This is a genomic window from Caballeronia novacaledonica (genome assembly GCF_900258035.1).
Lineage (GTDB): Bacteria > Pseudomonadota > Gammaproteobacteria > Burkholderiales > Burkholderiaceae > Caballeronia > Caballeronia novacaledonica.
This window is the reverse complement of record NZ_OGTP01000046.1, coordinates 1-9,528: the sequence shown is the minus strand read 5'-3', so window position 1 is coordinate 9,528 and position 9,528 is coordinate 1. Positions and strand designations below refer to the sequence as shown.

Annotated in this window: 6 protein-coding genes and 1 pseudogene; 6 read left to right on the top strand and 1 reads right to left on the bottom strand. The window is 54.3% G+C overall.

The features are described from left to right. Together NOV72_RS31370 and NOV72_RS31365 are read left to right on the top strand one after the other, a co-directional pair. On the top strand, positions 1–370 hold a 370-nt coding region (locus tag NOV72_RS31370; protein ID WP_245933234.1), incomplete at its 5' end, for an IS30 family transposase. 393 nt (positions 371–763) lie between these two features. Continuing rightward, positions 764–976 (top strand): annotated as a pseudogene (locus NOV72_RS31365) (transposase domain-containing protein); the annotation flags it as partial. Between the two features lie 455 nt (positions 977–1,431). Here the strand turns inward: NOV72_RS31365 and NOV72_RS31360 are convergent. After that, on the bottom strand, positions 1,432–4,467 hold the full coding sequence (locus tag NOV72_RS31360; protein ID WP_106858395.1) for a hypothetical protein: 3,036 nt from the start codon (positions 4,465–4,467) through the stop codon (positions 1,432–1,434). Between the two features lie 911 nt (positions 4,468–5,378). Here NOV72_RS31360 and NOV72_RS31355 point away from each other — a divergent pair. From NOV72_RS31355 to NOV72_RS31340, 4 genes are all read left to right on the top strand, one after another. Further along, positions 5,379–6,347, top strand: coding sequence for a glycoside hydrolase family 25 protein (locus NOV72_RS31355; RefSeq protein WP_106858394.1), 969 nt, complete (start codon positions 5,379–5,381; stop codon positions 6,345–6,347). 16 nt (positions 6,348–6,363) lie between these two features. Next, positions 6,364–8,262 carry a GH25 family lysozyme gene (locus tag NOV72_RS31350; protein WP_106858393.1) on the top strand — a complete coding sequence of 633 codons (1,899 nt, stop codon included), beginning with the start codon at positions 6,364–6,366 and terminating at the stop codon, positions 8,260–8,262. 206 nt (positions 8,263–8,468) lie between these two features. Beyond that, the gene (gene parS / locus NOV72_RS31345; protein WP_106858392.1) at positions 8,469–8,909 is read left to right on the top strand and encodes a type II RES/Xre toxin-antitoxin system antitoxin; all 441 of its coding nucleotides are present in this window, start codon (positions 8,469–8,471) and stop codon (positions 8,907–8,909) included. Beyond that, entirely contained in the window at positions 8,906–9,385 is a 480-nt protein-coding gene (locus NOV72_RS31340) for an RES family NAD+ phosphorylase (protein ID WP_245933233.1), read from the top strand. Before parS ends, NOV72_RS31340 begins: the two co-directional genes overlap by 4 nt. Positions 9,386–9,528 lie beyond the last annotated feature (143 nt).

The following is a 9,528-nucleotide window of genomic DNA, read 5'->3' as shown; positions in this document are numbered from 1 at the left end:
TCTGGCTGTCTGTGAACTTCGACTTCTTCATTGCGTAGAACTCCCTTTGCTGGAAATTCTACTTCTGATCCCGCTTATTGGACGGGCGGATTACCCCATGATCAAGCTTCGTCTGGTGAAGTTCACGGTGGCCACAGATATGCAGGTGTACTTCTGCGAACCGCAAAAGCCGTGGCAAAGAGGGAGTAACGAGAATACCAATGGTTTGCTGCGTCAGTACTTTCCAAAAGGCCAGCCGTTGGATCATTACTCACAGGCTGAATTGAACGCAATTGCCAAGCGACTCAATGAAAGGCCGCGGCAGACCTTGGGCTTTATGACTCCAGCGGAGAAATTGGCCGAGACGTTGGGGGTTGCGTTGACCGGTTGAATCCGCCGGTATTGACTTCTCAATTGCCACTTCGCATCGCACCCGGAAACAACAATGAGAGTTCTAGCGCTCCTGCTGTACATGGTAGTGCCGTTCGTGTTTGCGCAAGAAGCAACACATTCTGCGCACTGCCCGGCAATGTCCAACTCGTCATGCAGGGCTACCGCGCCAGAAGGAAAGCTCAAACATGACCATGTGTGGACGACGCCGTGTGGTCCTGTCACGATGAAACCCGCACCGGATAAGCTATGTCGCGCGTTGGCCAACTGCCCTGCAGCAGGCGGGTTTGGACACTTTTTGCAGGCTGTCACGTCGGACTGCACTGAAAAACACTTCGACGGATACTTTGGTCTAGACGGCATGACGTTCGGGATTCTCGATTGGACGCAGGACATCGGTCGCCGCAACTATCTGTTCGCTGGAGCAGACTCTGGCGGCGAACGTGCCGCCGCCATCTACAGCCTGGTTGGCACCGCAAAACTCAATGGCATCGATCCTGAGGCGTATCTGCGCTTCGTGCTCGCACGCATCGCTGACCATGCGATCAATCGCATTGACGAGCTCACACCGTGGGTCGTCGCCGATCAGCTCCGCAGCCCAGCCTGACAATCACGATCCCAGTCAAGACGTCGCTGCTGCCACGCTTACCTCCAGTCGACTACGAGGCTAGGTTGATCGCTGCATGATTTGCTGTACGTGGAAACGAGGCAGGGTCAGCTCCGATGTGGGTTTTCACACATACGTTCAGATCGCGAATTGCGTCTAAAGGCAGCTTGAGGGTCGCGCTCCGTCCCGCAGACAAGACGTTGCGGCAGTGGATAAGCGTCTCACATCGAGCGTAATCCGAGCGCTGAGTTCGATACGCCGTCGAAGTGACGAGGTCTGAAAAGTCCCGACTTCGAAGCCAGGCGAACTTTATAGATGGGGGCGCGGGGTTTCAATCTTTCAAGCGAAAGCGGAAATAAGATTCCGGCTGTTGCACATTTATGCCTTCAGCACGTGAGCCCGGGTCCGTGGACCAAGGAAGTCGTTGCGGCCACAATTGGACAGGTGGCACGAGCTTAGGCGCGCTGCGCCAGCTTTTGCATATCCGATTCTTGCAGGAACAAAAGCGCATAGGCGGTCCCGCTCAGCGAGGGAAAAGCCCAAGCTCCTTCAAGATTCACTGTTTTTCCCCCGAGATCACTATTAACCGCTTTGATTGCGTTGGCGAATCCCTGTTTCTCGTGTTGCACGCGAATGAGTGTGCCAAAAGCATGCCGTACGACGCAATTGTGCTCTGCAACTGCAGTGGTGATCTTTTCGACTTGCTCGGACCAGTCAGCAGGACCGGTGTCTGCCACCAACTGGTAAGCGCCCTCGAACGTCACGTGTGGCGTGCGATCGCAATCTCGCTCTGACGTGTCGGGGCCATCGCCAGTCGGCCGAGGAATGATACAGACGAGTCCGTACTCGCCTGCGCTCACGACGCTGACCAGTATCAGATCTAGATCGAGCGCTGACAGAACCGCGCCTAGCTCGCCAGGCTCGTTTTTCACCCAGATCACGGCCATAGGATAGCCTCCACTGTTCCCGGCGGCTGTCGTTTCCTCACCCACGCGAAAATCATCGGCGAGCCAACGGACGCTACCGAATGCTGCTGTGAAATCTGTGTGTTTATCCGTGAGTTTCAACTCAACGCAATAATCTAGCAGCGCCGCGCGGACACCGTCGGAATACTCCGCTGTTAAAAAGGACAAGAGACTCCTGGATCGACTTCCGAACAGACAATCGCGTAGCGCGCGGTCGATGTACGGGGCCGTAAAGGGGGTGCTTACCGGCGAGAACGCGTTGAGAAAGCTTGCGATTTCTGCGCTGCGCACGACGTCGATCGCGTGGTAGTTGCGACACAGGGCTTCGGCCCCTACCGAAAGCGACTCTTCGAGGGCGTCGGCGTGATAGTGCAGCGAGTCAGGAGCTTTCAGTCTCGTCGATCTGAGCACGACGTATGGAAGCATCTCTGCAAGCTCGCTCAACGCATGTCCTTCGAAGCTATCGTCGTCATCGATCTCGACTGGATGGTTCGCATCGGTTTCCTTCAGCCTAAGCACTGTGATAAATGGTTCCGGAAGCAAGGCGCTCTCGAACTTACTATGTTGGCAATATCTCAGGATACTTTCGTATCCGGTCGCTATGGAATAGATGTCGGACTTGTAGAACGGATGCTTGTCCCGCTCAACTTGAGACGGGGAGTACGCCAACGTCCCTGGAAATAGGCGCGGTGCAAGCTTATCTGCATTAGGGTTTTGAATTTTCCTCCATGGAAGGCAACAGAGAATGCCGCGTATGGCGTATCGGTAGCGATCCGCTTCATTTGAATTCACCTTCCGCGTGCTGGAAATGACCGACAGAGCAGTGAGTAAGTCGGTAACGATTACGTCTGGCCGTCGAGTGATAAAGGACTTCAGTCTTGCATAGCGTCTGACGTGGGAAATTAGTGCTTCCTCGGAGTCGACAACTCTGAGCCTTGTTGTCCGACCGTCTAGTGAGACCACAGTGCACATCCCGGATTCAGGATAGTGAATTGTCTCGGTCGTACCAAGCCGGAACGGTGCGAGCGCGATGGTATTTGTTGCGACAACGAGCAACTGGTTGTTTGACTGCCGTCGCCGCCTCAACCGGTCCCCGAACATCGGAACACCAAGCGCTGCCAGAGTGAGCAACGCAAACATCCCTCCTTTCAACCATGCGTCAACGCTCGACCAGGTTAAAGGCAAGCTCGCGCCCGAGTCGTCACCTAGAAAATCTGCAAGCGCGGAGTTGAGAATAAAACCAATCGCTGGCACGAGTAGGGCCGTGCAAGCAGCATATTTGATAGTTGACGCCGCGCCAATGGGAATACCGGCAACCGCATAGCTGGTAAAGATCAGCAGCGACCCTAACGCAACCTGAACAAACACCCTGAAGAGATAGATGCTGTTGGCGTTGGGGGCCAGCGAGATGACCATGTCGAAGAGTAGGAAGCCGAGCCCGCCGGTCAATGCATAGATGAAGCACGTTCCCGAAAGCAAGCCAACAACGAAGCGTACATTCTTGCGCGAGGATATCGCCATTGCTGCGACCCACGCCCCGACGCCACCAATAAGAAAGACGGCTAGAATGCCCGCAGTCTGGAGCTGAACCGTCAAGTCGCCCGCTGCGATAATCGGCGCCTCAATACCGAATAGAAACGCCGAGGCGGAGAATGTAAACAGGAAGGTCAGCCGATCGGTGAGGACATTGAGACTTGTGTCTTTCGCCTCCGCGCTCAAGGGCCTTGGTACCTTGCGGGCTGGGACCGTCCTGTTCCTGCGCGCAAGCCGATCGTTTGTTACCCAACACACCACCGCGATTATCCCGACAACGATGGCGATTTGGGCATAGTCTTTAATTGTTAGGGGAATGGATGCTAAGGGCTTAAGGCTCCAAATGCCCACCGTGTGAACCAAATCATCTGCGAATTTACCCATCACCTCCCGGAAAAAATCCGGGGTCATCCGTACTCCGGTGCGAGCAGGAAGGAAATTTTCCAACCCTTTGAGAAAGTCGGGAGAAGGGAAGAAGATGAGCAAAGATAATGCTGTCATCATCAGGATGAATGCCCCCACGCGATTGAGAGACGTAGTCCATCCAAAATTCACGACCGGCAGCAAGTCTTCGTTGAAGATCGGCAATCGCGCGACGCAAGCAAACACTGCCGTAACAATGATCGCCGTCAGCCACGCGCCCGTAGGCCAAAGAAGCACTTCCTGAATTGGGTAGGGCGACTTGGGCCCGTGCGAGAGTGCGAAGAATTGCAGAGCCGCGACCCCAGTGACGATCCACGCGGTGGCCGAACTATACTGACTTTGCAGGAGGAAGAGGCCAACAACCGCAGAACCAGCGCCGACAACGACAGAGAAGAGATCGTAGGAGACCAGAGCAGATCTCGCAACGAGCAAGCTGCCGAACACAATCATGTAGAAGCCGATCCACTCCATGCTGGCTCTCAGCGACGTCGTCGCGCCTTCAAAGAAGCTCTTTAGCATGGCGCCTCCCAATTTTTCGTCGTCTTTTTCGCCGGCGTAGAGCTCGCACACAGAGGTCGATGCTTACGCGTCTAGAGGTGTTGTGGATCAGTAAGACATGCGTCCCGCTGGTTTAAACAGATACCTTATGTATAGACGATCTCGAAGCGATTGCAAACGCGCAGCACTTTTAGCGTTTGTCCGATGGCGTTTCGACCTGAGTGGTTCCCCAAACCGTTTCCAGGTAGGCAATTCGAATGACTTATTCGTCATATTTTACATCGTGTGTCGCCTTATTCCCGATAAGTCAGGCCCCAGCCGAAAGTGCCCCGGCGGCCCCGGGAAATTTGTCTCAATACGAGATTACGAACGATTCTTTCAAGTGCGGACCACAGATCGGAGCATCGACTCGGCCCCAGGGAAGCAACCCGTCACCGTGTACGGCCCGAATCGCCTTCCTCAAACATACATCTCTCTTTTTTCTATGGATTACATTCGACGCCAGCGCTACGGCAACGTCACCGTAAGTTGCTAGCGCAAGGCCCAATGCGACGTGATCGACGAACTCATAATACGCCTGAGAAGAAATCTGCACTCTGGGCGGGATCCGTAGGTTTGGAATCGCTAGCGGATTGAATCGAACGAGCGACATGTTCCGCACGCCATCATCCTTCTAGAACCCACGCAAGATATCCGGTCAGCGGGCTGCGGCAGGATTGCTGCAATTGCGAACGAGAGTTCGCGGGTTCTGCGCCGAAATACGGCCGTGGACACGGGCTTACCGAGACAACATAGACTGTCCGTTACTTGAAAAATTATCGAACGCTGCTAAAGTTAGGTTGACTTATAAATACCTTTCAACCCGCCTCGAAGTGGACGCTGTTTGAGCGTTGTTAGACGTAGCGTATTGGTCGGCGCCTGTGAGTCGCGCGGGAGGCGAGGACATAACCCGTCAGGCAGCAGCATTTGCAAGGAGACGCGGAATGTGGAAGATGGTCATCACAGTTTCTGCTGCAATCGCCGGCATCGGCGCGACGACGATGAGCAGAGGCCAAGGGACACCTGCTACCAACGAGAGTTCGTGGAAGGCTCTGACGACTGAACCGTCGCGCGGTCAACTATTCAGTGCGTGGGCAAACGGAATCAGTAAATCGACCGGCATCAAACAATTCGCGTTTCCCTATTCATTCAAGTTCCCAACGAACGCTGACAATGACGTGGACGGCACGCCTCGAAAAAATTCGTACTTCGGGATTGACATTAGCCACCACAATGGCGACAAGTTTCCCTTGAATAGCCTGAAGGCGCAAAGCGTGGCTTTCGTTTATACAAAGGCCACGCAGGGAACCGATTTCGCTGACAAGACTTTCCCGAAGAGGTGGCGCGGCCTGAAGTCGCTGCCAACGGACCAGAGAGTGCCTCGGGGGGCGTACCACTTTCTATCGTCGAATCCGGCTCAAAGCGGCGCGTCGCAAGCGGACCGGTTTCTAGAATATGTCAATCTCCACGGGGGCTTCGAGGAAGGAGATCTTCGGCCAGCGCTAGATCTGGAGTGGGATAAAGCATGCAAGACGTGCGCTGATCGATGGCAGACAAACAAGCGTACACCGGAACAGATAATATCGACGACGCTAGATTTTGTGAACCGTGTGAAAGAGAAAACTGGCTGGACTCCGCTAATTTATACAAACAAGAGCTTTCTTACTGATGTGCATATCACCAAGCCAGCCGATATTCAGAAATTAACGCAGAATCAGAAAATATGGATTTTTGATCTCGCGGCTAAGGATTCGCAACTGGAAATTGCGGATCCGAAGAAGAACCTTCCATACGTGTTATGGCAATTCTCCTGGGGAGGTAAGTTGACGGACGGCTATGCCGGTGGTCTCGACGTTGACTCGTTCAAAGGAACGGACGCCCAATTCAAAGAGATCTTTCTGACGCGCAACTAGTGAGCGGAGACGCGTGATGTCGACGACTGGAATTTGCACGTGCGTCTTCTTCCGCCTCGGACTCGTTGGCATCCTCAGCACTACCGTTACAAATGGCACGCTTGCACAACCGAGCAACATGTCGGTTTCGTGCTCAAACCCCGAAGGCAAAGGCGCAATTGTAGACATTGAAAAGCGCTGCGCCTTTTTTCGCCATTTCGCTTCGGAAAATGGTCAACTCGACGAGCGCGTCGCTCAAAACCTTCATGTCGAGGCGGGTAAGTCTGCGCGAAGCATAGCTGTATTAATCGGGATAAGCAAGTATAGAAACCCGGAGTTTGATCTACCGGCTGCTCACGTCGACGTTCAGAAGTTAGAACGTTTTCTCATCGATGACCAAAAATTTGATGAGGTGATTGTTCTGGAAAATGAGGATGTTACGATCGAGAACATTCGATATTTTCTGAGAACGTACGCGACCCGGCGTTCAGCATTCTTTCGCGGCAAAGTTCGATTCCTGGTGGCGTACTCAGGCCACGGAGTCCCTATTGCCGGAGTGTGGGACTCAAATTCGAAAGCCGGCACGCGTCCGTCAATAGGTATAGTGCTTCCCGCCGCAGTTGACGATCAAGATCTTCAGAACATCTACGGTCTGAATGAATTGCGTCCACTTTTCACGGATCTTGCACGGAATACTTTCCATTTTTTGGCATTGATTAACGCATGCTATGGCGGAGCGATCTTCGGTCTCGGGATAGGCGGCGGCAACATAAATGACGTCGCAAACCGAAGCTCTTACGGAATTACTGCGGGTCCCGATGACAAAACCGTGATTAGTTTAGGAGAAGGGCACGGAAGTCTTTTCTTCGAAACTCTCATAAAGGGTATCCAGAATGGAGATGCAGATTCAGATGCCCGTCGGGTAACACTTGGGCTGGACCCCGGCCCCAAGTCTTACACCGGCATTGTGCGACTCGGAGCCCTCGACGCGTACCTGACCAAACAGATATTGCAAATTGCGGAGCGCGGTGGGATACCCGAAAGTGAGATGAGCGGCAACACTCATCACTGGAGCGGACCTATCGAGCCGGATGACAAACGATCGGAAGGTGGTTTCTTCTTTTTCCAACGACGCCTCACGGACGCTCCTGCTTCTGAGGCAACGTCAACAACCTATGCCGCATCCAAGCGCTTTGGAAAGACCTTTGCTCCTTCTCTTAATCAACTCCAGCAACCGCAGACACACGATGACGGCTTCGGTGCACTGCGATCACTGTCTGGCGTCAAGCGTGGAATAGACGTTAATCATTTCAACTCACCGATAGACTGGAAACGGGTTGCGGCAACTCATGATATCCGCTTCGCTTACATGAAAGCAACTCAAGGTGCGGCCTTCGCTGATCCAAGTTTCGGCGACAATTGGAAAGGGGCACACGCTGCGGGTTTGATGCGGGGGGCCTATCATGTCTTCAGTTTCTGCAGATCGCCGGAGGAGCAGGTGGCAAATCTTCGGAAAGTTGTTGGTGTTGATTCAGGTGAATTACCAGTGGCCCTTGACATCGAACTGTATCGCGGTCAAGGCACGGCAACTCTCAAATCGCTTGCCGGTGAAGGAGCCTGTGCACAGAGCTTGGGTCCAGCGGGAGTCAGGAAGAATGTAATGGCAATGTTGGACAGCTTGCGTTCTTCATATGGCAAGCAACCGATACTTTATGGAAATGACTATCTCTTAGACGAAGTGTTGGGAACCGAATTCACCAAGGGGATTACTCTATGGCGTGCGTCATATGGAGTTCAGCAAGCGCCGAAGCCGCCGTGGGCGCTCTGGCAGTTCACACAAAACGAGGCCGTTAAAGGAATAAGAGGGCGAGTCGATGTTAACGTAGTGAGCGACACACCAAGCTTGTCGAAAACGACGCCACAAACCGTTAAGTAAAGAAGTGTCGATCGCCGGCACTTTGCAGAAAGTGGGTTTGGGTCGTGATCCAATCCGCGGACAACTCATGCGGGTAACCGACTGTCGATCACCAATGACCTACCAACCGCACGCGACCTCGGTCAACCCGCTCTGCGCAGCGACGCACGCCAGCGGTCGACGCTGCCAATTTGGTGTAACATAGATGCCAAATGGCAGGAGGCGATATGACGGTCATCGACAAAATTTCGGCGGATTCGTTGTTGGGCGGACGCTCGGTTTTGCGCCGCGCACCTCGGTCGGGCCTCGAATGGGTGGATATCGTCCGTCACGGCATCTCCTCCCAGGCGCTCGACTCGATGCTCAAATCGATCGCGATTTCGCAGTCAGAACTGGCGCAGGCGCTCGATATTCCCGAGCGCACCTTGGCGCGGCGCAAGCGCGAAGGCGTTTTCAGCCGCGAGGAGTCGGCCAAGTTACTACGACTCGCGCGTGTCGCGGCGCGCGCCGCGGAGGTATTTGAAGATCTCGATCTGGCGATCGGGTGGCTCAAGGCGCCGGCAGCGGTACTAGGCGATGCTACTCCGCTTAGTCTTCTCGATACGGACATTGGTGCCGACAGCGTGATGGATACGCTCGGGCGCATCGAGCATGGTGTTTTTGCATGACCTTGATGGCATGGCGAGTAGTGACAGAGCGGTATGCCGATAGCGCCTTTTCCGGCGAAGGTGCGCGCCTCTATGGTGGGCGGTGGAACCCGAAAGGGGTGGCGCTCGTATATACAGCACAGACACAATCGCTTGCGCTCCTTGAGATGCTCGTGCAGGACTCACCGCTACGGGCGCGGTATGTGATGATTCCGGCGCGAATTCCTGAAACCCTGATCGAGCGCGTCGATGCTGCGAATTTGCCACCCGACTGGAGAGAGCTCAGTGCACGGACCGAGCTGCAACAGATTGGTGCTACGTGGGCGCAGAAGCGAACGAGCGCGGTGCTTGCGGTGCCGAGTGCGGTCGTCCCTGCCGAAACTAACTATCTGCTCAATCCCAGTCATCCAGACTTCGCCCAAATCGCACTCGGGACGCGCGATGAATGGGCAACTGACCCGCGATTGTTACGACGCGCCGCTCGAAGCGACGCATGACAACGTGTCGTTGCCGCGCAACCGGCATTTTGATCTACGCAAACGGGGGGTAATCCGCCCGTCCAATAAGCGGGATCAGAAGTAGAATTTCCAGCAAAGGGAGTTCTACGCAATGAAGAAGTCGAAGTTCACAGACAGCCAGA

Bases quoted from the DNA above. Each gene is read 5' to 3' on its own strand.
- NOV72_RS31355 (WP_106858394.1), top strand. From the start codon at position 5,379: ATGTGGAAGATGGTCATCACAGTTTCTGCTGCAATCGCCGGCATCGGC.
- NOV72_RS31350 (WP_106858393.1), top strand. From the start codon at position 6,364: ATGTCGACGACTGGAATTTGCACGTGCGTCTTCTTCCGCCTCGGACTC.
- parS (WP_106858392.1), top strand. From the start codon at position 8,469: ATGACGGTCATCGACAAAATTTCGGCGGATTCGTTGTTGGGCGGACGC.
- NOV72_RS31340 (WP_245933233.1), top strand. From the start codon at position 8,906: ATGACCTTGATGGCATGGCGAGTAGTGACAGAGCGGTATGCCGATAGC.